General features: G+C 72.2%; 19 protein-coding genes. 7 read left to right on the top strand and 12 right to left on the bottom strand.

What is annotated here, in order from left to right; all coding sequences use genetic code 11:
• Positions 1–2 precede the first annotated feature (2 nt).
• The 5 genes from CLT68_RS13595 to CLT68_RS13575 all read left to right on the top strand — a co-directional run bounded on the left by CLT68_RS13595 (position 3) and on the right by CLT68_RS13575 (position 5,575).
• Positions 3–605, top strand: a complete 603-nt coding sequence (locus CLT68_RS13595; RefSeq protein ID WP_088946700.1) for a PadR family transcriptional regulator — start codon at positions 3–5, stop codon at positions 603–605.
• Complete coding sequence (locus CLT68_RS13590) at positions 602–1,336, top strand: ABC transporter ATP-binding protein (protein ID WP_486482161.1); 735 nt, start codon at positions 602–604, stop codon at positions 1,334–1,336. Before CLT68_RS13595 ends, CLT68_RS13590 begins: the two co-directional genes overlap by 4 nt.
• A complete protein-coding gene (locus CLT68_RS13585) occupies positions 1,333–4,104 on the top strand; it encodes an FtsX-like permease family protein (protein ID WP_099851274.1) in 2,772 nt (923 codons plus the stop codon). Before CLT68_RS13590 ends, CLT68_RS13585 begins: the two co-directional genes overlap by 4 nt.
• An 84-nt stretch (positions 4,105–4,188) precedes the next feature.
• Positions 4,189–4,689: a nitroreductase family deazaflavin-dependent oxidoreductase gene (locus CLT68_RS13580; RefSeq protein WP_099851272.1), complete on the top strand. Its 501-nt coding sequence runs from the start codon at positions 4,189–4,191 to the stop codon at positions 4,687–4,689.
• A 151-nt stretch (positions 4,690–4,840) separates the two neighbouring features.
• Positions 4,841–5,575, top strand: a complete 735-nt coding sequence (locus CLT68_RS13575) for a hypothetical protein (RefSeq protein WP_099851270.1) — start codon at positions 4,841–4,843, stop codon at positions 5,573–5,575.
• A 6-nt stretch (positions 5,576–5,581) separates the two neighbouring features.
• Here CLT68_RS13575 and CLT68_RS13570 read toward each other — a convergent pair whose 3' ends face one another.
• The gene (locus CLT68_RS13570) at positions 5,582–6,295 is read right to left on the bottom strand and encodes a VIT1/CCC1 transporter family protein (protein ID WP_099851269.1); all 714 of its coding nucleotides are present in this window, start codon (positions 6,293–6,295) and stop codon (positions 5,582–5,584) included.
• A gap of 55 nt (positions 6,296–6,350) precedes the next feature.
• On the bottom strand, positions 6,351–7,208 hold the full coding sequence (gene map, locus CLT68_RS13565) for a type I methionyl aminopeptidase (protein ID WP_099851267.1): 858 nt from the start codon (positions 7,206–7,208) through the stop codon (positions 6,351–6,353).
• A 95-nt stretch (positions 7,209–7,303) separates the two neighbouring features.
• Here map and CLT68_RS13560 point away from each other — a divergent pair, with 95 nt between their 5' ends.
• A complete protein-coding gene (locus CLT68_RS13560; RefSeq protein ID WP_179782588.1) occupies positions 7,304–7,618 on the top strand; it encodes an STAS domain-containing protein in 315 nt (104 codons plus the stop codon).
• Between the two features lie 21 nt (positions 7,619–7,639).
• Here CLT68_RS13560 and CLT68_RS13555 read toward each other — a convergent pair whose 3' ends face one another.
• From CLT68_RS13555 to CLT68_RS13530, 6 genes are all read right to left on the bottom strand, one after another.
• Positions 7,640–11,299 (bottom strand): SpoIIE family protein phosphatase, encoded by a 3,660-nt coding sequence (locus CLT68_RS13555; RefSeq protein ID WP_099851265.1) that lies wholly within the window; start codon positions 11,297–11,299, stop codon positions 7,640–7,642.
• A gap of 193 nt (positions 11,300–11,492) precedes the next feature.
• A complete protein-coding gene (locus tag CLT68_RS13550; protein WP_099851264.1) occupies positions 11,493–12,044 on the bottom strand; it encodes a pyridoxamine 5'-phosphate oxidase family protein in 552 nt (183 codons plus the stop codon).
• Positions 12,004–12,801, bottom strand: coding sequence for a gamma-glutamyl-gamma-aminobutyrate hydrolase family protein (locus CLT68_RS13545; RefSeq protein ID WP_099851262.1), 798 nt, complete (start codon positions 12,799–12,801; stop codon positions 12,004–12,006). The genes CLT68_RS13550 and CLT68_RS13545 overlap by 41 nt, the downstream gene beginning before the upstream one ends.
• Positions 12,802–13,035: 234 nt before the next feature.
• Positions 13,036–13,803, bottom strand: coding sequence for a 3-oxoacyl-ACP reductase (locus tag CLT68_RS13540; RefSeq protein WP_099851261.1), 768 nt, complete (start codon positions 13,801–13,803; stop codon positions 13,036–13,038).
• Between the two features lie 5 nt (positions 13,804–13,808).
• Entirely contained in the window at positions 13,809–15,164 is a 1,356-nt protein-coding gene (locus CLT68_RS13535) for an aldehyde dehydrogenase family protein (RefSeq protein WP_099851259.1), read from the bottom strand.
• Between the two features lie 126 nt (positions 15,165–15,290).
• The gene (locus CLT68_RS13530; RefSeq protein WP_099851258.1) at positions 15,291–16,655 is read right to left on the bottom strand and encodes a glutamine synthetase family protein; all 1,365 of its coding nucleotides are present in this window, start codon (positions 16,653–16,655) and stop codon (positions 15,291–15,293) included.
• A 91-nt stretch (positions 16,656–16,746) separates the two neighbouring features.
• On the opposite strand from CLT68_RS13530, the gene CLT68_RS13525 reads away from it, so the two are divergent.
• Positions 16,747–17,892 carry a PQQ-dependent sugar dehydrogenase gene (locus CLT68_RS13525; protein ID WP_099851256.1) on the top strand — a complete coding sequence of 382 codons (1,146 nt, stop codon included), beginning with the start codon at positions 16,747–16,749 and terminating at the stop codon, positions 17,890–17,892.
• A gap of 17 nt (positions 17,893–17,909) precedes the next feature.
• On the opposite strand, the gene CLT68_RS13520 is transcribed toward CLT68_RS13525, so the two are convergent.
• The 4 genes from CLT68_RS13520 to CLT68_RS13505 form a co-directional block, all read right to left on the bottom strand.
• The gene (locus CLT68_RS13520) at positions 17,910–19,496 is read right to left on the bottom strand and encodes an amino acid permease (protein WP_099851255.1); all 1,587 of its coding nucleotides are present in this window, start codon (positions 19,494–19,496) and stop codon (positions 17,910–17,912) included.
• Between the two features lie 298 nt (positions 19,497–19,794).
• Positions 19,795–20,541: an MBL fold metallo-hydrolase gene (locus CLT68_RS13515; protein ID WP_099851254.1), complete on the bottom strand. Its 747-nt coding sequence runs from the start codon at positions 20,539–20,541 to the stop codon at positions 19,795–19,797.
• Between the two features lie 60 nt (positions 20,542–20,601).
• Positions 20,602–21,102 carry a DUF456 domain-containing protein gene (locus tag CLT68_RS13510; protein WP_088951520.1) on the bottom strand — a complete coding sequence of 167 codons (501 nt, stop codon included), beginning with the start codon at positions 21,100–21,102 and terminating at the stop codon, positions 20,602–20,604.
• A 55-nt stretch (positions 21,103–21,157) separates the two neighbouring features.
• On the bottom strand, positions 21,158–23,404 hold the full coding sequence (locus tag CLT68_RS13505) for a putative bifunctional diguanylate cyclase/phosphodiesterase (RefSeq protein WP_486482160.1): 2,247 nt from the start codon (positions 23,402–23,404) through the stop codon (positions 21,158–21,160).
• Position 23,405: the final 1 nt, after the last annotated feature.

Below are 23,405 nucleotides of genomic sequence, written 5' to 3'. Positions count from 1 at the left end.
CCATGTCCATCCGTCACGGGTTGCTCGCCCTGCTCGAACGCGGCCAGATGTACGGCTACCAGCTGCGCGCCGCGTTCGAGGAGTCGACCGGCTCGACCTGGCCGCTGAACATCGGGCAGGTCTACACCACGCTGTCCCGGCTGGAGCGCGACGGTCTGGTGCGCCCGCTGCCGGAGAGCGAGGCCGGGCAGCGCCCGTACGAGATCACCGACGCCGGCCGGGCGGACCTGGCGCTGTGGTTCGCGACCCCGGTCAGCCGAACCGACCGGCCCCGCGACGAGCTGGCGATCAAGCTGGCGTTGGCGCTGACCACCCCCGGTGTCGACGTCCGCTCCGTGGTGCAGGCCCAGCGCAGCGCGACCATGCGGGCCCTGCAGGAGTTGACCCGGTTGAAGTACGGCAGCAACCGACCGGAGGACCTCCCCTGGCGCCTCGTGCTGGACTCGATGGTGTTCCAGGCCGAGGCCGAGGTGCGCTGGCTGGACCACTGCGAGACGAGCCTGGTCCGGCACCAGCCCAGTGATCAGGCACCCGCACCTCCCCGACCGGGTGACGCCGACGCACGTGCCGCTGCCAGATGGGCCGGCGAGGAGGCGCGACGGTGAGCGGGTCGGACGACGCGGTGCTGGAACTCCGCGCCGTCCACCGCACCCACGGGGCCGGACCGGCGGCGGTGCACGCGCTGCGCGGCGTCAGCCTGGCCGTCCGGCCCGGTGAGCTGGTCGCCGTGATGGGGCCATCCGGTTCCGGCAAGTCGACGTTGCTGGCCCTCGCCGGAGGGCTGGACCGCCCGACCGGCGGCGAGGTCCGGGTCGAGGGACAACCGCTGGGGGCACTGGACCGCTGCGGGCTCGCCCAACTGCGTCGCCGCCGGATCGGCTACATCTTCCAGCAGCTCAACCTGCTCGGCAGCCTGAGCGCACTGGAGAACGTGGCGCTCCCGCTGGAACTCGACGGCACCAGCGGCCGCCGGGCCCGGGCGCTGGCCATGGCGGCTCTCACCGAGGTGGGTCTGCCCGCACTGGGTGACCGCTTCCCGGACCAGCTCTCCGGCGGCCAGCAGCAGCGGGTGGCCATCGCCCGCGCACTGGTGGGAGAACGCCGACTGGTGCTCGCCGACGAGCCCACCGGGGCACTGGACTCGCAGACCGGTGAGGCGGTCCTCCACCTGCTGCGCCGCCGGATCGACGCGGGCGCCGCCGGCGTGCTGGTCACCCACGAGGCGCGACATGCCGGCTGGGCCGACCGGGTGGTGTTCCTCCGCGACGGGGTGCTGGTCGACACCACGGCACCGTTGGGCAGCGTGGAGCAACTGCTGTCCGGCAGCGACCGGTGACCATCCGCCGGACCAGGCACGCCCCTGGCCGGGTGGACGCCCCCACGGCGGAGCCCGTCGAACCACCCGCCCTCGTCGGCCGGCGGCGGATCGCCGAGCTGACCGGCTCCTGGCGGACGGCGCTGCGCATCGCCCGGCGGGAGTCCCGTCGGGCCCGACGACGGACCGCCCTGGTGCTCGCGATGATCGCCCTGCCGGTGGCGGCGCTGGCGTTCCTGGCGGCGAGCTACGACATGGCCGAGCTGACTCCGCAGGAACGCGTCGACCGCCGGCTCGGCGTGGCCGACGCGGAGTTGCGCTGGATCGCCGACAACCCGGTGGGACAGGACGAGCGGGGTGAGGGCTGGTTCACGCGGGACGACACGTACCTGCCTCCCGCGAAGGCCACCGCGGCCCAGTTGACCGCGCTGCTCGGGCCCGGAAGCCGGGTCACCGAGGTACGCACGTACATCACCCTGACGCTGCGGGGCCCACACCGCGACGAGGAGGTGACCGGGCGGGCGCTGGACCTCGACGACCCGTTGGCCCGCGCGCTGGTGCGGTTCCGGGCCGGCCGGGCGCCGCAGCAGCCCGGCGAGGTCGCGGTCAGCCCGGCGGCGCTGCGTCGCCTGGACCTCCACCTCGGCCGTGCCGTCGCCGTGGCCGACGGAAGCAGGGCGTACACCGTTGTCGGGGTGGTCGAGTTCCCCGACGATCTCGGCCCGTTGGTGGCGTTGCACCCGGGAGCCGCGCCGCCGACCGGTCCCGAGACGGACAGCGTGTGGCTGGCGGACATACCCGGAGCCGTCGACGCCGCCCTGGTGTCCCGGCTCAACGACCGGGGGGTGGTGGTCACCCCACGTCCCCCGACCCAACCGGACCGGTCGTGGCTCGGCTCGATCAACCTGGGCGACACCAACGACCTCAGCACCGGCGTGCTGATCGCCGGCCTCGGGCTGCTGGAGGTCGTACTCCTGGTCGGGCCGGCGTTCGCCGTCGGCGTCCGTCGCCGTCGGCGGGATCTGGCGCTGGTCGCGGTGGCCGGCGGGGACGCCGCCCAGCTCCGCCGGGTCGTGCTGGCCGACGGAGTGGTGCTGGGTGTGCTGGGCGCCGCCGCCGGCCTGCTCGTCGGTGTCCTCGCGGCGTTCGCGGGTCGTCCCCTGGTGGAGCAGTACGTGTTCGGCGCGCGCTTCGGCGGGTACCGCTGCTGGCCCGCGGCGCTGGTGCTGCTCGGTGGGGTCGCGGTCCTGGCCGGGGTGCTCGCCGCGCTGGCACCGGCCTGGTCGGCCGCCCGGCAGGACGTCAGCGCCGGCCTGACCGGTCGGCGTACCCCACCGGTGTCCCAGGCCCGCTGGCTGGCCCTCGGCCTGGGACTGGTGGCCGGCGGGGCCGGACTGGCGGCGTTCGGGGCCGCCCGGACCTCACCGGCGGTGATCCTCACCGGCCTGATCCTCGGCGAACTGGGCCTGGTCTGCTGCACGCCCACGCTGATCGGGGCGCTCGCCCGCCTCGGTCGGGTGTTGCCACTGGCCCCACGGATCGCGTTGCGCGACGCCAGCCGCAACCGGGCCGCCGCGGCCCCGGCCATCTGTGCAGTGATGGCCGCCGTCGCCAGCAGCGTCGCTCTCGGCGCGTACCTCGCCAGTGACGGCGAGCGCGACGCGCGCGCCTACCAGGCGGCGCTGCCGGTCGGCCACGTGCGGGTCGACCCGATCGAGTCGACCCGGCAGCCCACGCTGACCCAGGTCGCCGCCGCAGCCCGGGAACAGTTGGGCACCGGCGCTGTCGCCCCGCTGCACAGCCTGGGCTGCGGGCCGGCGAGCACCGGTTACTGCGAGGTCACGCCCGTGCTCCCGGTGGAGCAGGCCTGCCCGTGGCAGCCCCGGGACGGCCTTCCCGAGTCCGACCGCCGGCAGGCCCGCGCCGACCCCCGCTGTCGCATCCGTGAGACGGACTACTTCGGCGGGTACGTGCAGACCGGGGTGGACGACGGGACCGCTCTGCCACTGCTCACCGGCGCGGACCCAGCGACGACCGCCGCCGCCGCGGTGGTGCTGCGCGCCGGTGGCGTGGTGGTGACCGACCCGCGCTACCTGCACGACGGCCTGGTGACCGTACGCGTCAACGAGGTGGAGGCCGGACCGGACCAGCCGGCCGGTGTCCGCGACCTCCCGGGGTACGCGCTGCCCCGGGCGGTCGGGCCGCCCCGCCTGCTGCTGTCCGGGGCCGCGGCCCGAGAACTCGGCCTGAGCTGGTCACCGGCCGGCTGGGTGATCGGCACCACCAGTGCGCCCGACGAGGACCATCGGAAGCGCTTCGCCGCCGCCCTGCGGTCCTTCGGGACGGTCTCGCTGAGCGTGGAGTATGGCGGTGCACCCCGCGACGTGTCACCGCTGCTGCTGCTCCTCGCGGCGGCGGCCGGTGTGATCACGGTGGGGGCGGCGGGGATCGCCACCGCGCTCGCCGCCGCCGAGGGGCGCGCCGAGATGACCACCCTCGCGGCCGTCGGCGCGGCACCCGCGTTACGCCGGCTGCTGGCGATCTGCCAGGCCGGGGTCATCGCCGGGCTCGGTTCGGTGCTCGGCATCGTGGCCGGGCTCGGCACCGCCGCGATCGTGCTGTTCTCGGTCAACCGGCAGTACGCGGACGACTGGCCGTTCGCCGACCCGTACCCGATCCTGGTGCCGTGGCCCGCGCTCGGGGTCCTGGTGCTGGTGCCCGTGGTGGCGATGCTCGGGGCCGGGCTGTTCACCCGCGCCCGACTGCCGATCGAGCGGCAGATGGACTGACCGCCGCCCAGTGGCCGGCCGGTCGGCGATCCGGGCGCGTACGGGGGGTGCCGCCGGAGCCCGGCAGCGGGCAGACTGATCCGCGTGTCAGTGCTGGGAACTCTCACCCGTCGAGTCGGTCACCATCGCTGGTTCGGTGCCGCCGCACGCCTGCTGGTGCCCGCCGACCGGGTGGTCGGTCGGCTCACCCGGGGTCGGGTGGTGGCACTCGGCCTGATCCCCTCCCTGGTCATCACCACGACCGGCCGCCGCTCCGGAAAGCCACGCAGCAACCCGCTGCTCTACGTGCCCGACGGCGACGCGTACGTGGTGATCGGTTCCAACTGGGGGCAGACGCAGCAGCCCGGCTGGGCGATGAACCTGCTCGCCAGTCCGACCGCCGAGGTGGACGTGAAGGGCCTGCGGGTCCCGGTGCGGGCCGACCTGGCGTCCGGGGCCGAACGCGACCGGCTGTGGCAACTGCTGGTCACCGAGTGGCCCGCGTACCGCACCTACGTGCAGCGGGCCGGCGGCCGGGAGATCCGCATCTTCCGGCTGGTGCCGACCGGGCGCGGCGCACCGGCCGGCCCGCCGCCGGCTGGCTAGGCTGACGCTCGGTAGCCGAGGCGAGGTGGTCCCGTGAGCGCGAGGAGTGAGCCGGGCTTGCGAGCCCCGCAGTCGCGAACAAAGGCGGCCCCGTGAGCGCGAGGAGTGAGCCGGGCTTGCGAGCCCCGCAGTCGCGAACAAAGGCGACCCCGTGAGCGCGAGGAGTGAGCAGGCTGGCGGCCGGGACCTCGATGATCGACGGTGGACGGTCGCGGAGCGGGTCGCCGAGGCGGTCCGACGGCGGTTTCCGGCGGACGTGCTCGCGGTCGCGGTGCACGGGCCCCTGGCGCACGGCGACGACGACGGCGGTGGGGACCGCGAGGCGGGGATGCTGGTGGTCACCTACCGGTCCGGCGCGGGTCCACCGCCCGCGACCCGGCGGGTGGACGGGGTGCTGGTCGACCTGACCGTGGCCGCCGCCGAGGACTACCTGGCGCAGGCCCGGGTGCTTTCCCCACTGTGGCCGTTGACCGCCGACCGGTACGTCACCACGCAGGCGTTGCACGACCCGACGGGCTGGTTGCGGACGCTGCGCGACGAGCACCTCGGCCGGTTGGCGAGGGCCCGGCCGGCGGAGTTCAGCACCGCGGCACGGCAGGCCTGGTACAGGGGCAGCGCGGCGCACGCCCGGGCCGCCCGACTGGCCGAGTGGTACGAGACCGACCAGGCCCTGCTGATGCTGGGTGAAGCCCGGTTGGCGGCGGCCACGGTGACCGGTCTGCTGAGTCGCACCTACTTCCGTGATCCCGGGGACGCGGTGCGACGCACCGGGTTGGCCGGCGCGGACATGACCGAGGTGGGTGTGGTGCTGGCCCGGCAGGCCGAGGAGCTGGCCGCCCGTGGTCGTGGGGTGGACGGCACTATCGACGAGCTGCTCACCGGTTGACCGGTGTCACAGCCCGCCCTGCACGCCGATCAGCGAGCCGATGAGGTAGGTGGCGCCGGCTGCGGCGGCACCCAGCAGCAGTTGGCGCAGGCCGCTGGTCCACCAGGGCCGGTTGGTGAAGCGGGCCACCACCGCGCCCGCGACGAACAGCCCGAGCCCGCCGACGGCCAGTGCGAGCCACAGCTCGGTGGCGCCGAACAGGTAGGTCAGTAGCGGGACCAGTGCGCCCAACGAGAAGAACAGGAACGACGAGATCGCCGCGGCCCACGGGCTGGGCTGGTCGTCGGGGTCGACGCCCAGCTCCTCGCGGACGTGCACCCGCAGCGCCTCCTCCGGGTCGCGCCGCACGGCTTCGGCGACCTGGGTGGCGAGATCACGGGGAAGGCCGCGGGCCACCCACGCGTCGGCCAGCTCCCGGGCCTCGGCCTCGGGGTGCCGTTCCAGCTCCCGCCGCTCCTTGGCCACCTCGGCGGCGACCTGTTCGTTGGCGGAGCGCACGCTGGTGTACTCGCCGAGCCCCATCGAGATCGCACCGGCGACCAGGCCGGCGGAGCCGGTGAGCACGATGCTGCGCGACGACACCCCGCCGCCGCCGACGCCGGCGATCAGGGCGATGTTGGTGACCAGGCCGTCCATCGCGCCGAAGACGGCCGGGCGCAGCCAACCGCCGGAGACGTCCGCGTGGTGCGCCTCGCGCAGGGCTGCCGGGGCGTCGGTCACGGCGCCTGCCCTTCGTTCGCGACTGCGGGACTTCGCTTCGCTGCGTTCCTCCCGCTCACGGCAGGGTCAGGATCTCGTGACCGCTGTCGGTCACCACGATGGTGTGCTCGAACTGGGCCGTCCACCTGCGGTCCTTGGTGACCACGGTCCACCCGTCGTCCCACATGTCGTACTGGTAGGTGCCGAGCGTGATCATCGGCTCGATGGTGAACGTCATTCCCGGTTCCATGATGTCCGTGGGGCGCGGGCTGTCGTAGTGCGGAACGTAGAGCCCGCTGTGGAAGGACTCGCCGATGCCGTGGCCGGTGAAGTCGCGGACGACGCCGTAGCCGAACCGCTTGGCGTACGACTCGATGACCCGGCCCACCACGTTGATCTGGCGGCCCGGGGCGACGGCGCGGATGCCGCGCATCATGGCTTCGTGGGTGCGCTCGACCAGCAGTCGGGCTTCCTCGCTGACCTCACCGACGCAGAAGGTGGCGTCGGTGTCGCCGTGCACCCCGCCGATGTACGCGGTCACGTCGACGTTGATGATGTCGCCGTCCTGAAGGACGGTGGAGTCGGGGATGCCGTGGCAGATGACCTCATTGAGGCTGGTGCAGCAGGACTTCGGGAAGCCCTTGTAGCCAAGCGTCGACGGGTACGCGCCGTGGTCGCAGAGGAACTCGTGCACCACCTTGTCAATCTCGTCGGTGGTCACGCCCGGCTTGCAGTGCTCGCCCGCGAGCTGGGTCGCCTGGGCGGCGAGCCGGCTGGCGATCCGCATCTTCTCGATGGTCTCCGGCGTCTGCACGTGCGAACCGCGCCACTCCTGCGGGCGCTTCTTGCCCACGTACTCCGGTCGGGCGATCTGGGATGGCACCGGTCGCAGCGGGGAGAGCGTGCCTGGTGTCAGCGGCGGGCGAACGGTCATGCGACAAGCCTATCGCCGGGGCGGCTGGTGACCCGCGCCACGGCCGCCCGGGAGTGGTTGTTGCCCAGCCTGGTCGGCTGTGCCATGGTGTCAGCGTGGATCAAGGTGGAGCACCGCCAGTCTTCTCCGCCAGCGCGGAGATCGATGGTGACCACCTCCACGTGGTGGTGGCTGGTGAGGTCGACATGGCCACCGCCGACACCATGCTCCAGACCGCGCTGCGCGAACCCGCCGGGCAGATCACCCTGGACCTGAGCGCTGTCACCTTCTTCGACTCGGCCGCCATCCATGCTCTGGTCCGGCTCGCCCAGCAGTTTCCGGGCGCGCTCACCGTCCTGCCGTCCCGGCAGGTCCGCCGGGTGCTGGAGATCTCCGGCCTGGGTGAGCAGACCTGGCTCGACCCGGCCTGAGAGACGCCGCCGGGCGCACTGTCAGTCCCGCAGCTGCCGGCGCAGCGTCACCTCGGTGCCCTCATCGGTACGCCGCACAGTGAGGTCGCCCAGCGCCCTGATCAGGGACAGGCCGCGCCCCCGGAAACCGGAGTCGGTCGACTCGCGCCACTGCCCGCTGTCGCGCACGGTGGCGGTCACCGTCCGGTCCTCGATGGCCACCTCCACGCTGATCATGGCCTCGGCGGGGTGGATCGGGTGCTCGATGGCGTTGGCGGCGGCCTCGGAGACCGCGACGGTCAGGTCGAACACGTCCGTCTCGTTGACGGCGTGCGCGACCAGGAAGTCCTCCAGACGCTTACGCAGCACACTCAGCCGGGTCGGGTCCGCCGGCAGTCGCAACGCGAAACGGTTCAGCTCCACCGCCTCCAGTGCGAGGACCGCCACGTCGTCGCGGCGCGGCCGACCGGCGACCCGCTTCACCACCGCGTCGATCAGGTCCGCCATGTGCTCGCTGGGGGCCGCCGCGTCGACGCGCAGCTGGGCCAGCGCGGCGTCGATGTCGATCTGGCGGTCCTCGATCAGCCCGTCGGTGTAGAGCAGCAGCCGGCTGCCGGGCGCCAACTCCCCCTCGACCGCCTCGTACGTCGCGCCGGGGATGGCGCCGACCGGTGGTCCGAGCGCCCGGTCGTGCAGGAACGTCACGTCGCCTCCCGTGATCAGCAGCGGCGATGGGTGGCCGGCGCTCGCGTATCGCAGACGGCCGGTGCGCGGGTTGAACAGCAGACACACCACCGTGGCGAAGGATCGGCGTTCGGTGGACACGACCAGCCGGTTGAGGCGGGTCAGCGACTCCCCCGGGTCGTAGCCCTCCAACAGGTACGCCCGCAGCGCGTTGCGTAGTTGTCCCATGGCCGCAGCGGCCTGGACACCCTTGCCCACCACGTCGCCGATGACCAGCACCAGTTCGTCCTCTTCGAGGGCGATCGCGTCGTACCAGTCGCCGCCGACCTCGACGTCGGCGCTGCCGGGGAGGTAACGGCTGGCCACGACCGCTCCCGGCAGCCGAGGCAGCGACCGGGGCAGCAGACTGTGCTGCAACGTGCTGGCGATGCGGTGCTCGGCCTCGTAGAGCTGGGCGTTTTCCAACCGCACCCCGACCAGGCGGGCCAGCTGGGTCAACGCGGCCTCGTCGGCCTGCGTGTCGTCAGCGGCCGGCCCCCAGACCCGCAGCTCGCCGAGCGGCTTGCTGGTGGTGCCGGTCAGCTCGGCCACGAAGGACGGGTCGGTGGCGGTGGCGCCGCCGGTGTCCGCCTCGCCACGGGCGCCGGTCGCGGTGACCACCACCCGGGCGGCCTCGGCGAGGCTGAGCGCGTGCCCGGCGGCCACCTGGAGCACGTCGCCGGTCGAGCGGGCGGTGTTGACATCCACCGCCGCGTCGGCCAACGCCCGGAGCCGACGGATGATCTGCCCACGGAGCTGACCCAGCTCGACGTTGGCCCGGACCCGGGCGATCAACTCCTGGCCGGTGAACGGCTTGGTGAGGTAGTCGTCGGCACCGACGGACAGACCGGCGACGGCCTCCGCGGAGCCGGCCCGGGCGGAGAGCAGCACGATCGGCACATGTCGGGTACGCGGGTCCGCGCGCAGCGCGCTCACCAGCCCGAACCCGTCCAGCCGGGGCATCATCACGTCGGTGAGCACCAGGTCGAACCCGCCCCCGCGGGCCAGCTGCAGGCCGGCCAGCCCGTCGCTCGCGGTGACCACCTCCCAGGTGGGCGAGAGCAGCCGGGTGACGTGTTCGCGCAGGTCCACATTGTCGTCGACGACCAGGATCCGACCGGCCGGAGCGGCCGCCGTCGGTCGGCTGCCGAACTCGGCTGCCGGCTCGACGCCGGTCCACAGCGCGGTCTCCGCCACATAGAGCCGGGCCTGCTCGGGCTCACCCGCGGGCAGCGGGCGGAACGCCGCCACATGGTCCGCGGGCAGGTGGGCCGACCCGAACGGCACGGTCACCGTGAAGGTGCTGCCCCGGTCGACCTCGCTGGTCAGCCCGACCTCACCGCCGTGCATCTCGACCAGCTCCCGGACCAGTGCCAGACCGATCCCGGTGCCCTCATGGGTGCGTGCACGCACCCCCGGCACCCGGTGGAACCGCTCGAAGACGTGCGGCAACTCTTCCGGCACGATGCCGATGCCGCTGTCTGTCACGTCCAGCCGGGCCACGCCGTCCACGGCCCGGACCCGCACCCGGATCTCGCCGTCGAAGGTGAACTTGACGGCGTTGGACACCAGGTTGAGGACGATCTTCTCCCACATGTCCCGGTCGACGAAGACCGGTGCCGGCAGCGGCGGACAGTCCACCACCAGCCGCAGCCCGGCCCGCTCGGTGGCCGAGCGGAAGGTGCTGGCCAGCCGGGCGGTGTAGCCGGCGAGGTCGGTGGGCTGATAGCGGGCGGCGAGCCGGCCGGACTCCAGTCGGGAGAAGTCCAGCACGGTGTTGACCAGCTTGAGTAGGCGCAGCGCGTTGCGGTGCATCATGGTGAGCCGCTCGGTGTCGGCGGCGGGCAGCGCCGGGTCGGCCAGCATGTCCTCCAGCGGGCCGAGCACGAGGGTCAGTGGGGTGCGGAACTCGTGGCTGACGTTGGCGAAGAAGTTGGTCTTCGCCCGATCCAGTGCCGCCAGCTCGGCGGCGCGAGCCCGTTCCTGCTCGTACGCCCGTTGAATGCCCGCCGCCCGGGAGATCTGAGCGGCGACCAGGTCGAGGAAGTCGCGGTAGTCGTCATTGAGCGGCAGCTGACGGGCCACGCCGACGACCATTGCACCGACCGTCTGGTTGGTCGCCGTGAGCGGCAGCACGAGGGCCTGACCGGCGGCGTCGGCCGGCGGTGCATCGAGCAGATCGGTCACCTCGACCGTGGCGGGCGCCCCATCGGCGATCACCCGGGCGAGCAGCTGAGACGTGACGTCGACGGCGGGCGGGGCGGTGCCGGTGGCGCCAGACAGGGCTAGCTGGCCGCTGTCGTCGGCCAGGTAGATCAGGGCGAACGGCAGGTCCGCCCGGTGCCGGCCGAGCACCGTGGCGGCGGTCCGGCCGAGTTCCGCGGTGCTGCCGCTGTCGTTCAGCTCGGCACCCAGTTCGGCGAGCGCCCGCAGCCGACGCTCGCCGAGCACACGCCCGGTGGTCTCGTTGACGATGCAGTAGACGCCACTGACTGAGCCGTCGCCACCCAGGATCGGGTCGTACGAGACGTTGAAGTAGGTCTGCTCGACGAAGCCGTACCGGTCCAGGAGGAAGGGGTGATCCTCGCCACGGTAGGAACGCCCGGTGCTCCGGACGCCGTCGAGCAGTGGGCCGAGCACCGACCAGGTCTCCGCCCAGTGCTGGCGGGCCGGCTGGCCGATCACCTGGGGGTGCTTGGCACCGATGGTCGGCCGGTAGGCGTCGTTGTAGAAGGCGGACTGCTCGTCGCCCCAGAACATGACGATCTGCGCGCTGGAGGCGAGCATCATGCCGACCGCGTTGGAGAGCGCCAACGGCCAGTGACCGGGCTCGCCGAGCGAGCTGGTGGACCAGTCGAAGCTGCTCAGCCGCTCGCCCATCTCGCCACCAGACGCGAACGCCGCTGCCAGCATGGGGGGTATTTCGCGGCCGGACACGACGGGATGCCCGACGTCCGCGCCCCCCTGAGCCGAGCTCATGCAGCCTCCCGCTTCGGCCGTACCCCTCGACCGTTGATCTTCACCCGCCGTGCCTCGACTTGTACCCAAGCGGACCAGCAACGTAACGCATCACGACAGGCGGACGCTGTTTACCTACGCCTGAGCGGTCGGGCACCGGACAGTGCGGGCCCGAGGCGGCGTCGGACGGCGGTCGCCGCAGCGCCCCGACACGTCAGAAGACAGGCAGCCCGTCGATGCTCGCCGCGTTCCTGCTGGCCCGGTAGACCACCAGGTCATCGGCCGTACGACGCGAGTGTGAGGTGAGCAACAGATCACGTTCGGCGCGGAAGTCCATCAATGGCACCGCGTAGCCGCAGGAGTCGCTGACCCGCTCCACCTCGACCGTGATCACCGCCCGGACGGCATGCACGTCCGGCGGTGCGGGAAACTCGGCGAGCCGGTCGGCGAAGGCGTCCTCGGTCACGGCGACGCTGCTGCCCCGACCGTGCAACCGGACGATCTTCGGCGGCCCGTCGAAGGCACAGAACATCAGCGTGATCCGGCCGTTGTCCCGCAGGTGGGCGATGGTCTCCGCCCCGCTGCCGTGGTAATCGAGGTAGGCCACCCGGTGCGCCCCGAGGATCACGAACGTGCCCCGCATGCCCTTCGGCGAGACGTTGACATGGCCCTCCGCGCCGGACGGAGCGGTGGCCACGAAGAAGACCGCCTGGGCCGCGACGAAGTCACGCAGTCGAGCGTCGATCTCCGGATAGACCTTGCCCATACGCTGATCCTCCCACCGGCGGCACCAGCGCGCGGGGGCGATGTCCGTCACACCCACCGCCGATCCGCTGGCCAGCGGCCCCGACCAGGGCGGTGATCGGACGAGGGTCCGGCTCGTTCTCCGGGTGCCACTGCACCCCCAGCACGAACGGCCGGGCCGGGTCCTCCACCACCTCGACCACACCGTCCTCCGCCCAACCCGTCACCGACAACCGGCCCGGGTCGGCGACCGCCTGATGGTGGTACGAGTTGACCCGGCCCACCCCGGCCAACACCGTCGCGGCCAGACTGCCCGGCGCGAACCGCACCGGATGGCTGCCATACACACCGGGCGCCGGACGGTGTGCCTCGTGACAGACCACATCGGGCAGATGCTGGTGCAGTGTCCCGCCGTAGGCCACGGCGAGCAGTTGCATCCCCCGGCACACCCCCAACACCGGCAGCTCGGCGGCGAGGGCGGCGGTCAGCAGGGTCAACTCACCGGCGTCCCGGTCCGGCCGGTCCTCGGTACGCGGGTCGGGCCGCTGGCCGTACCGCCCCGGACCCACATCGGCGCCACCAGCCAGCAGCAGCCCGTCCAGGACGGCCACCACCTCGCCGTCCACGTCGTCCGGGGGCAGCACCACCGCCCGGCCGCCCGCCGCCGTCACCGCCCGCACGTAAGCCGCCGGCACCAGCACGGCCGGCACGCCCCTCCAGACCGCCCAGTCGGCCGGTTCGACGTACGCGCTGATCCCGATCAGCGGCCTCGCGCTCACAGGGCTGCCAGAGTTCGCGACTGCGGGGCTCGCAAAACCCGGCTCACTCCTCGCGCTCACAGGGCTGCCAAGGTTCGCGACTGCGGGGCTCGCAAGACCGGCTCACTCCTCGCGCTCACAGGGCTGCCAAGGTTCGCGACTGCGGGGCTCGCAAGACCGGCTCACTCCTCGCGCTCACAGGGCCGGCACCGATCGCGACTGCGGGGCTCGCAAAACCCGGCTCACTCCTCGCGCTCACAGTGGGGTGACGTAGGCGCCCGTGATGCCGCCGTCGACCACGAACTGCGCGGCGGTCATGAACGAGGCGTCGTCACTGGCCAGGAACGCCACCGCGGCGGCGATCTCCTCGGGTTGCCCGAAGCGGCCCATCGGCACGTGCACCAGCCGACGGGCGGCCCGCTCCGGGTCGGCGGCGAACAACTCCAGCAACAACGGGGTGGCCACCGGGCCGGGGCAGAGCGCGTTGACCCGGATGCCCTCGCGGGCGAACTGCACACCCAACTCCCGGGTCATCGCCAGCACGCCGCCCTTGCTCGCGGTGTACGCGATCTGCGACGTCGCCGCGCCTATCAGCGCCACGAACGAGGCCGTGTTGATGATCGACCCCTTGCCCTGTCGGCGCATGTGCGGAATCGCGTACTTGCAGCAGAGGTAGACGCTGGTGGTGTTGACCCGCAGCACCCGCTCCCACGCGTCGAGGCCGGTGTCCAGGATGGAGTCGTCGTCGGGCGGCGAGATGCCGGCGTTGTTGAACGCGATGTCCACCCGGCCGTGCCGGTCGACCACCCCGTCGAAAAGGTCGCGTACCGCCGGCTCGTCGGCGACGTCGGCGCAGACGAACTCGCCGCCGCACTCCTCGGCGGCCTTCTCGCCGGCCGCCACGTCGATGTCCACGCAGACCACCCGGGCCCCCTCGGCGGTGAACCGCCGGACGGTGGCCAACCCGATGCCGCTGCCCGCTCCGGTGATAACGGCCACCCGGTCCTGCAATCGACCCTGCACTGGCGTCACTCCTCTGTCGCGATGAACACGTTCTTGACGTCGGTGAAGGAGTGCAGCGCGTCCGGGCCCAGCTCACGGCCGAGCCCGGAACGCTTCATCCCGCCGAACGGGGTCCAGTAGCGCACCGAGGAGTGCGAGTTGACGCTCAGGTTGCCCGACTCGACGGCGCGGGCCAGGCGCAGGGCCCGACCCACGTCCCGGGTCCAGATCGAGCCGGAGAGCCCGTACTCGGTGTCGTTGGCGAGCCGGACCGCGTCGGCCTCGTCGTCGAACGGCAGCACCGAGACCACCGGGCCGAAGATCTCCTCCCGCCAGTGCCGGTCGGCTGGCGAGTCGGCCAGCAGCACTGTGGGGGCGTGCCAGAACCCGGGGCTGTCGGGGCAGGAGCCGGTGAAGGCGACAGTCGCACCGGTCAGGTAGCCGGCAACCCGGTCGCGCTGGGCCGCGGAGATCAGCGGACCCATCTCGGCGGTGTCCCGGGACGGGTCCTGGACCCGCACTGCGCGTACCGCTGGTTCGAGCAGTGCCAGGAACCTGTCGTACACCGGGCGCTGGACCAGGATCCGCGACCGTGCGCAGCAGTCCTGGCCGGCGTTGTCGAAGACCGCGCCCGGCGCGGTCGCGGCGGCGCGCTCCAGGTCGGCGTCGGCGAACACGATGTTCGCGCTCTTGCCGCCCAGCTCCAGGGTGAGTCGCTTCACCTGGGCCGCACAGCCGGCCATGATCCGGGTGCCGACCTCGGTGGAGCCGGTGAAGCAGATCTTGCGGACCGCCGGGTGGCTGACGAACCGCTCCCCCACCACCGCGCCCTCGCCCGGTACGACGATGAACACGTCGTCGGGCAGGCCTGCCTCGCGGGCCAGCTCGGCCAGCCGCAGCGCGGTCAGCGGGGTCAGCTCGGCGGGTTTGAGCACCACTGTGTTGCCGGCGGCGAGGGCCGGGACGAACCCCCAGGCCGCGATCGGCATCGGGAAGTTCCACGGGACGATCACGCCGACCACGCCGAGCGGCTCGTGGAAGGTGACGTCCAGCCCGCCCGGCACCGGGATCTGCCGCCCGGTCAACCGCTCGGGCGCCCCGGCGTAGTAGTCCAGGACGTCCCGCACGTTGCCGGCTTCCCACCGGGCGTTGCCAATGGTGTGGCCGGAGTTGCGGACCTCCAGCGCGGCCAACTCCTCCAGGTGCGCATCGACCACGGAGGCGAACCGCCGCAGCAGGCGTGCCCGGTCCCCGGGAGCCACCCTCCGCCACGCCTCGAACGCGGTGGCGGCCCGCGAGATCGCCCCGTCCACCTCCGCCACCGAGGCCCCGGCCACTTCCCGAAACCCCACCCCGTTAGCCGGATCCACAACCAGAGTCACAGCCCCACCCGCCCCTCGTTGTCGATCATGGAGTTGTGGTGCCTCGCAAAAGCCGCAATCTGGCGCACTCCGGGCACCACAAGTCCATGATCGGCGCGGCGGGGCGCTTGGGCGCGGCGGGGCGCGTTACAGGCGTTCGAAGCCACGGGTCAGCTCCCAGTCCGTCACCGCCGCGTCGAAGGCGGCCAGCTCGACCCTCGCCTGGTTGGCGTAGTGGGCCACCACCTCGTCGCCGAACGCCTCCCGGGCGACAGTGGAGCCCTCCCAGAGGGTCAGGGCGTCGCGCAGGGTGCCGGGGACCCGCTCGGCCTCCGGGTCGTCGTACGCGTTGCCGGTGCACTCGTCGCCCAACTCCAGCTCACTGTCGATGCCGTGCAGCGCGCCGGCGACCAGGCCGGCGATCGCCAGGTACGGGTTGACGTCGGCGCCGGGCACCCGGTTCTCCACCCGCATGCCCTGCCCGTGCCCGACCACCCGCAGCGCGCAGGTGCGGTTGTCCACCCCCCACCGCAGTGCCGTTGGGGCGAACGATCCGGGCTGGTAGCGCTTGTAGGAGTTGATGTTCGGGGCGAAGAGCAGGCTGAACTCCCGCATGGTCGCCAGCAGCCCGGCGAGCACCCGCTGCCCGGTCTGCGACAGGTGCGCCGGGCCGTCGCCGAGCATCGCCGAGCCACCGGTGCTGTCCCGCAGGGAGAAGTGGATGTGGCAGGAGTTGCCCTCCCGCTCGTTCGGCTTGGCCATGAAGGTGATCGACATGCCCTCCTGGGCGGCGATCTCCTTGGCGCCGTTCTTGTAGATCACGTGGTGGTCGGCGCAGGCGACCGCCTCGTCGTAGCGGAAGGCGATCTCGTGCTGGCCGAGGTTGCACTCGCCCTTGGCGCTCTCCGGGGTGAGCCCGGCAGCGGCCATCTCGGTGCGGATCCGGCGCAGCAGCGGCTCCACCCGGGCGGTGCCGAGCAGGGAGTAGTCGACGTTGTACTGGTTGGCCGGGGTGAGATCGCGGTAGCCGCGCCGCCAGGCGTCCTCGTACGAGTCGCGGAACAGCACGAACTCCAACTCGGTGCCGGCGTACGCGGTCAGCCCGTGCTCGGCCAGCCGGTCCAACTGCCGGCGCAGGATCTGCCGGGGCGAGGCGACCACGTCGCCCGTTCCGTCGAGCCAGGTGAGGTCGGCCAGCAGCATCGCGGAGCCGGGCTGCCAGGGTGTGCGGCGCAACGTGCCGAAGTCCGGCACCATCGCGAAGTCGCCGTAGCCGCGCTCCCAGCTCGACATCGCGTACCCGTCGACGGTGTTCATGTCGACGTCCACGGCGAGCAGGTAGTTGCAGCCCTCGCTGCCGTTGGCCACCACCTGGTCGAGGAAGAAGGGCGCGTGGAACCGCTTGCCCTGCAGGCGGCCCTGCATGTCGACCAGGGCCAACACCACGGTGTCGATCTCGCCGGCCTCGACAGCGACCCGCAACTCTTCCAGCGTCAGTGGCGTTCTGCTCATGAGCGGGCCTCCATCACCAAGGTCTACTGGCAAACCGGATCACCGTCAATGCCCCCGGCGTGGTCGGCGGCAAACCACGCGAGGAGTTGTCATGCGTCTTCGAGCAGTCCTGACCGTCGTCACTCTCGCCATCGCGCTCGGCACGGCGGTGAGCGCCGAGGCGGGGGTTCGTACGCCGGACGGGTCGGTCACCGCCGCCGGTGCCGGCGGGTTCGACTTCACCCAACCGGAGGTCGTCGCGACCGGGCTGGAAGCACCCTGGGGGCTCGACTTCCTGCCCGACGGCAGCGCCCTGGTGGCTCAGCGCAACCAGGGCACCGTGCTGCGGGTTCGACCCGGCCAACCGATGGCGCAGGTCGCCCGGATCGCCGGAGTGGTCGGCGGCGGCGAGGGAGGCCTGCTCGGCCTGGCCGTCTCGCCGCGGTACCGCCTGGACCGGTGGGTCTACGTCTGCTTCACCACCGCGTCCGACATCCGGATCGCGCGGTTCCGGCTGAACGCGCCGCAACGCCAGCAGGTGATCTTCAGCGGCCCGGCGCGGGCATCCATCCACAACGGTGGACGGATCGCCTTCGGCCCCGACGGGATGCTCTACGTCGGCGTCGGTGACGCCGGTGTCCCAGCCAACGCGCAGAACCTGGCCAGCCGCAATGGCAAGATCCTGCGGATCCGGCCGAACGGTGGCGTCCCGGCGAGCAACCCGTTCCCCGGCTCGCCGGTGTTCAGCTACGGCCACCGCAACGTGCAGGGTCTGGCCTGGGACGCGCAGGGCCGACTGTTCGCCACCGAGTTCGGCCAGGCCACCTGGGACGAGGTGAACCGCATCGTCCCGGGCGGCAACTACGGCTGGCCGGTCGTGGAGGGCCCGAGCAACGATCCCCGCTTCCGTGCCCCGGTGGTCGTCTGGCCCCCGGCGCAGGCGTCGCCGAGTGGTGCCGCCTTCGCGGGCGGCACCCTGTTCGTCGCCGCGCTGCGGGGAGCCCGGCTGTGGGCCGTCCCGATCAGCCCCGCCGGGACGGTCGGCACACCGGCCGCCGAGTTGGTGGGTGCCTACGGCCGGCTCCGTACCGTCGAGGTGGCTCCGGACGGCTCCCTCTGGGTGGCCACCAGCAACCGCGACGGCAACGGCACGCCGAGGCCACAGGACGACCGCATCCTCCGGTTCACGACCGGCGAGCGGCAGCCGCCGCCCGCCGGCCGTGCCGGGTTCCGTCTCGCGGACCCGGTGCAGCCCTGACCCCGGCAGGGCTCGGGTCATTCGGGGCCGTCGACCGCCGCAGGCTCTGACCTCGCGGCCGGCTCCTCGACGGTACGGACGGGCCCGGTGAACCAGGTGCGGGCCGAGGCGTACCACCAGACGGCGACCACCAGCAGCACCCCGCCGACGGCGAGTGGCGCGTAGTTGACGGCCGACCAGGTGAACCCGTCGTTGCCGGGCACCCCGGCGGGCACGATGGGCAGCACGAAGTAGACCGCGATGACGGCGATCTCGATCACCGCGATCCAGCCGAGCAGCTTGTACTTGCGGCCGAGCGTCCACGGCCCGGGCACGAACCGGTCGCCCATCCGCAGCCGCAGTGCGATCGGGATGAGGAAGGACAGGTAGAGCCCGAGCACCGCCACCGAGACCACCGCGTAGAAGGCGATCGGAATGCCGGCCGAGCTCTCGTAGAGCGCCGGCAGGGTCAGCACCAGGCCGGCCAGGGTCGCGCCGATGATCGCGTTGACCGGGGTGCCGTTGCGGTCGACCTTCGACCAGAGTCGCCACCCGGGCACCGCCCGGTCCCGGCTGAACGCGTACGCCATGCGGCTCATCGAGGTCACGCAGCTCATCCCGCAGAAGAACTGGCCGATGGTGGAGATGATGATGACGATCTTGAAGAAGACCGGCGTCAACGCGGACTCGAAGATGGCACCGGAGAAGCCGCCCGCGGCGTTGACCGCCTCGACGTCGGTGGCCGCGAAGAGGAACGCCAGCAGCAGGATCCAGCCGCCGACAGCGGAATAGAAGATCGACTGCCAGAGCCCTCGCGCGGCGGCCTGCGAAGCGCCGCGGGTCTCCTCGGAGACGTGCGCGCAGGCGTCGAAGCCGGTGATCGTGTACTGGGTCAGCAGGAAACCCAGGGGCAGCACGTAGAACCAGAACGTCAGCCCGCCGACGTCGCCGTCACCGAAACCGGAGTTGTTGAAGCGCTCGGTGAACACGAACTGGAAGCTCTGGTGGTTGTCCGGCACGAAGACCAGGATGGCCACCACGACGGCCGCGCCGGCCACGTGCCACCAGACCGAGACGTTCTGGAGTACGTCGATGATCCGGTGCCCGAAGATGTTGATCAGCCCGTGCAGCACCAGGATGATCACGAAGAGGACGAACGCCTGCCGCAGCGTCCCCGCCCAGCCGTCGAAGAGCGCGGACAGGGTGAGGTTGAGGAACGTCGCGCAGCCGTAGTCCACCGAGGCGGTGACCGCCACCAGGCCGATGAGGTTCAGCCAGCCGGTGAACCAGCCGTGCACCGGGCGACCCATGGTGGCCGCCCACCAGTAGATCCCGCCCGCGGTCGGGTACGCCGACACCAGCTCGGCCATGCAGAAACCGATGATCAGGATGAACAGGGAGATCAGCGGCCAGCCCCAGGAGATGGCGACCGGGCCGCCGTTGTTCCACGCCTGACCGAAGGTGGTGAAGCAGCCGGCCAGGATCGAGATGATCGAGAACGAGATGGCGAAGTTGGAGAAGCCACTCCACTTGCGGCGCAACTCCTGTTTGTAGCCGAGTTCGGCGAGCCGTCGGGCGTCGTCGTCCATCGGTTGCTCGGCGGTCGGCACGGGGGTCGTTGCCACTGCACACCTCCCTGAGGTGGTTCCGCGTGCGAGTGGGCAAAGTGTGATCCCGCGCGATCAAGACGGTCAATACATACTCGGCGGGAATGTCACCGCCGACGGCTAATTGTGTTGCCCCGGCGGCCACCCCGGCCGCATCCTTGAGCCCGTGACCAGCCCGTTCGCGACGGGCGTACCCCCGGGCGCTCGGACCGCCCGGACCGCGGCGGCGCGGGGCACACCTCTCTCTCACGTACGGCGCGTCGCCGTACCCGACCAGTGCCCCGCGCCCCCACCCCCGTCACGACGAGCCCCGGCGTCAGGCGGGCAGGTCGACCAGCAGGCCCGACCGGGCCACGTCGACCGAACCGCTGTATGCCCGCCGTGCCGCGGCGACGGCCGCGTCGGGGTCCGTGCCAGGCCACAGGTGCGTCAGCAGGACCGCTCTGCTCCGTGCCGCGGTGGCGTAGCGACCCACCTCGGCGGCGCTCGACAGGAATCCGACATGCCGGTCCGGGATCTCGTCGACATACGTCGCGTCGGCGATCAGCAGGTCGGCGTCGCGGGCCAACTCAACCAACATCGGGCTCGGCCCGGTGTCCCCGGTGTAGGCCAGCACCGTCCCGCCGGCGGTGAAACGGGCCCCGGCGTTCGGCACCCAGTGCGGCAGTGACCATGTCCGCACGGTGAACGGACCGACGCCGAAGTTGTCGCCGGGGGTGAACCCGTGCAGTCGGTACGCCGTGTCGATGAGCCCTGACTCGTCGATCGCGAGCAGCGGGTCGAGGCTGCCGCTTGGCGCGTACACCGGCAGGGCCGGCGCGGACCGGTCGGGCAACACCCTGGCCCGCAGCAGTGGCTGCAGGTCGGCGCAGTGGTCGGGATGGCCGTGGCTGACGTACACCGCGTCGACCGCCGAGGCGGGCAGCCGGGTCAGCAGCGGTTGCACTGTCGCGTAGCCAGGATCGACCAACAGCCGAAAGCCGTGGTGCTCGACCAGAAAGCCCGCACACGCCTGCTCGGCGGAGGGCCAGGCACCAAGACCGCCAAGCACCACGACGCGCATGGAATCGACCCTAGCCGCTGCCGCTCCGCCTTATCGCCTCGAACTCGTCCGACCGGGGGATCACGCCAGCAGCAGGCCGGCCAGCCACAGTGCGGTAACGACCAGACAGGCGGCGAACTCGACCAGCATCGACAGACCGGCGGCCTTGAGCGCCTGCACTGTGGACGGCCAGGCGAGCTGGTTGCTGCCGAGCCGCAGCCGCTCCGCCGCCCACACCCCGGCGACGAAGCCGAGCACCAGCCCCACGACCGGCACCACGAAGAACCCGACGATGCCGAGCACGCCGCCGGCGAGCAGTGTGGACGTCGGCACACCGGTGCGCTTCAGGTTCCGGCCCGGCCACGCGTACTTGATCACGGTCCCGCCCGCCACGACCACAGTGGCAGCGCCGAACACCGCCCAGCCGACCATGCCCGCACCGCCGAAGACCGCCCAGACCAGCACACCACCCCAGCACAGCGGCAACGCCGGCAGGCCGGGCACCACCACGCCGGCCAACCCGGCCAGGATGGCCAGGCCGGCCACCACCGTCACCACGGTCTGCGAGTCCGTCAGGCTCACGTCGCCACCTCCCATCGCCGCCATCGGTGCCGACCGAACCGTAGTGGGCCCCCGCTCACGCCGTCGCCCCGCCACGGAGCCGGGCGATGATCGTGTCGGCCGGAGCCGGGGCGCCGAAGAATCGCCCCTGCCCGGTGTCGCAGCGCAACGCCCGCAACCGTTCCGCCTGCACCTCGGTCTCCACCGCCTCGGCGGTCACCCACAGCTCCAGCGCGTGCGCCAACCGGACCAGCGCGTCGACGATCCGTTCGTCCCGGTGGTCGGCGGCGACGTCGGTGCCGTCGGCGCGGATGCCCTCGACGAACGGGCCGGCGAGCTTCAGGCAGTGGATCGGCAGCCGCCTCAGGTACGCCAGGTTGGAGTATCCGGTGCCGAAATCGTCCACCGCCAGCCGGACGCCGAGCGCGGCGAGCCGGTACAGGCTGCGCAGAGGCTCGTCGGCGCTGCCCATCACGGCGCTCTCGGTCAGCTCCAGTTGAAGCAGCTCGGCCGGCAGCCCGCTGGTGTGCAGCGCGTCGGCCACCGTCTCCACGATCGCCGGGTCGTCGGCCTGCCGCGCGGCCAGGTTGACGCTGACCACCAGCCTGGCCTCGGGGAACTGCCGCCACCACCGCTCGGCGTCGTGACAGGCCTGCCGCAGCACCCACTCACCGAGCCGGACGATCAGGCCGGTCTCCTCGGCCAGGCCGATGAACCGGTCCGGCCCGATCAGGCCCAGCTCCGGATGCTCCCACCGGACCAGCGCCTCCACCGCGAGCATGCTGCCATCCAGCAGCGACACGATCGGCTGGTAGTGCAGGACGAACTCGCCCCGGTCCAGTGCGGCGGGCAGCCCGGCCACCAGCGCCGACCGGGCGATGTCCCGGGCGCTGCGCTCCGGGTCGTAGACCGCCCACCGGCCCCGGCCCGCCGCCTTCGCCCAGTACAGCGTGGTGTCCGCGGCCTTCATCAGCTCCGACGGGGAGGTCTCCGCAGCCGGGCACTGCACGATGCCCACACTGGCCGAGACGGCCAACTGGTGTTCACCGACGTGCACCGGGGACGCGACGGCGGCCAGCGCGGCCTCCGCGACGGCCACCGCGTCGTCGATGTCGTCCCCACCGTCGACGAGGATCACGAACTCGTCGCCGCCCATCCGGGCGACCAGGTGGCCGTGGTCGGCCACGCACGCGGCCAGCCTCCGGCCGATCATCACCAGCAGGCGGTCACCGAGGTCGTGACCGAGGCTGTCGTTGATCGCCTTGAAGCCGTCCAGGTCGAGGAAGCACACCCCGACTCGCCGCCCGTTGTCCGCGCCGTCGAGGACCCGCGCCAGCGTCTCGAAGAACAACGTCCGGTTGGGCAGCCCGGTCAGCGGGTCGTGCAACGCCTGGAAGCGCAGCCGCTGCTGGAGTTCGTACCGCTGGGTGATGTCCTCGATCATCGCGACGGTGAACCGGGGCCGGCCGTCGTCGTACCGGATCAGTGAGACGGCCAGATCCGTCCAGACCACGCTGCCGTCCTTGCGGTGGTAGCGCTTCTCCACCCGGGCCGCGTCATGCTTGCCCTCGATCAGCTCCTGGTACAGCTCCCACATCCCGGCGGCGTCGTCGGCGTGGAACAGTGCCGCCACGTTGGTCCCGCGCAACTCCTCCATGGAGTAGCCGAGCATGTCGGCGAAGGCCTGGTTGACGTCGATGATCCGACCGTCCACGCCGGCGATGCCGATCCCGATGGCGGCACCGGTGAAGACGGCCCGAAACCGTGCCTCGCTGTCGCGCAGCGCCTGCTCGACCTCGTCACGCGCCTGCCAGGCGGAACGGGCGATCCGTTCCTGCTGACTGAAGGTGCGGTCGCGAAGCGCGCGGGCGAACCCGGCGGCCAGCCCGCCCTGCACCGCCGCGATCCGGTCGGCGAGGTCCGCCGGCCGGTCGAGGCCACCCAGCACCCGGTCGGCGAAATCCGCACCGAGGGCGTGCAGCGTCCAGTCCAGGGCCTGCGGCTCGGTGAGGTGCGCCTCCACCAGCGCCCACCCGACCTCCTCGGCCGGGCGGGCGGAGAAGGGCTCCGCCCGCACCGCCTGCGCCAGCCGGATCGTGTGCACCAGCAGCAGCCGCTCGGTCTCGGCCGCACTGAGCGGCACGAACCCGAGGCGGCGCACCGCACGGGCCCAGTCGGCGGCGTACCCCTGGGCGTCGGCCCGGCCAGCACCGACCCCGGCGGGGTCCCGGCCAGCACCGACCCCGGCGGGGTCCCGGCCAGCACCGACCCCGGCGGGGTCCCGGCCAGCACCGACCCCGGCGGGGTCCGGGACGGCGGCCACG

The organism is Micromonospora sp. CNZ299, from assembly GCF_002754415.1.
Note: the sequence above shows the minus strand (reverse complement) of the source record. Positions and strands in the feature narration are given on the sequence as shown.

Excerpts from the sequence above, each read along its gene's own strand:
- CLT68_RS13595 (WP_088946700.1), top strand. The coding sequence starts at position 3 with ATGTCCATCCGTCACGGGTTGCTCGCCCTGCTCGAACGCGGCCAGATG.
- map (WP_099851267.1), bottom strand. The coding sequence starts at position 7,208 with ATGACCGTTCGCCCGCCGCTGACACCAGGCACGCTCTCCCCGCTGCGA.
- CLT68_RS13555 (WP_099851265.1), bottom strand. The coding sequence starts at position 11,299 with ATGAGCTCGGCTCAGGGGGGCGCGGACGTCGGGCATCCCGTCGTGTCC.
- CLT68_RS13550 (WP_099851264.1), bottom strand. The coding sequence starts at position 12,044 with ATGGGCAAGGTCTATCCGGAGATCGACGCTCGACTGCGTGACTTCGTC.
- CLT68_RS13530 (WP_099851258.1), bottom strand. The coding sequence starts at position 16,655 with ATGAGCAGAACGCCACTGACGCTGGAAGAGTTGCGGGTCGCTGTCGAG.
- CLT68_RS13525 (WP_099851256.1), top strand. The coding sequence starts at position 16,747 with ATGCGTCTTCGAGCAGTCCTGACCGTCGTCACTCTCGCCATCGCGCTC.
- CLT68_RS13515 (WP_099851254.1), bottom strand. The coding sequence starts at position 20,541 with ATGCGCGTCGTGGTGCTTGGCGGTCTTGGTGCCTGGCCCTCCGCCGAG.